The 807-nt window shown below is 41.9% G+C and carries 1 protein-coding gene; it reads right to left on the bottom strand.

Features of this window, described 5'->3' with window-relative positions; genetic code table 11:
* Window positions 1-807 (bottom strand): vWA domain-containing protein (locus AYJ08_RS07290; RefSeq protein ID WP_157452834.1); only part of this gene is annotated, 807 nt, incomplete at both ends.

Below are 807 nucleotides of genomic sequence, written 5' to 3'. Positions count from 1 at the left end.
GTATATCGAGATTATAGGTGCCTAATAGATTAATTTTTACTAGGGTACCGGGTGTACCGCGGAATTTTAAATTTACGTTCTCTTTTGGCGGTTGCGCCACTTTTAAGAGGGAGTATTTATTTGATTCTGTAAATTGGATATTTTTTGCTTGAGAGAATAATTGTGCTTCTTTGACGGGGTGCTCAGATAACAGAATAATGTTGGCCTCGTTTATGCTTCCGTTCGGAATGGACAGGTTTACATCCTGAAGGGCCCCAGTCGCAGTAACGGCAGCAACAGAGATCAATGTGGATTGAATTTGTTTTGCAAAAATTTTATTAAAAATTTCAGGTAAATCCTCGGCGCTATCGGTAATGAATGAAGTACCGCCTGTTTCAGCCGCAATTCGCTTCAATTCTGCTTGATTAACCGATCCGTCCTGGTTGAGCCCAATTGTATAAATGGGGAAACCTGTTGCTTTTGCTAGTTGAATAGCTTTTTCAACATCTCGCTTTGAATCTGCTACACTTCTTCCTTTGGACATAGGGCCGAAATCTGTGCCCCCATCTGAGAGCAAAAGTAAGAACGGGCGATTTCCACTCTCCGTACGTTTGGCCAAGAGCTCTGTACCTGTTAAGAGACCAAGTCCGAGGTCTGTATAACCTGAGCGCGGCAAAGAGGACAAGGCTTTTTTGATCTCATTCTTTTTATCTTTCACGGAGATTGCTGTTAAAGCCTTTGTTTTGACAATTTTGTGATTATAGGCAACAAAACCTACCCTTGTACGATCCGCATTGCTCATATCCATAAATAGCCTGACTACTTCTG

This window comes from Brevibacillus sp. SKDU10 (assembly GCF_001645205.1).
GTDB classification, from domain to species: Bacteria; Bacillota; Bacilli; order Brevibacillales; family Brevibacillaceae; genus Brevibacillus_B; species Brevibacillus_B halotolerans.
The sequence above is the reverse complement of the archived record's forward strand: the minus strand, read 5'-3'. Positions and strand labels throughout refer to the sequence as shown.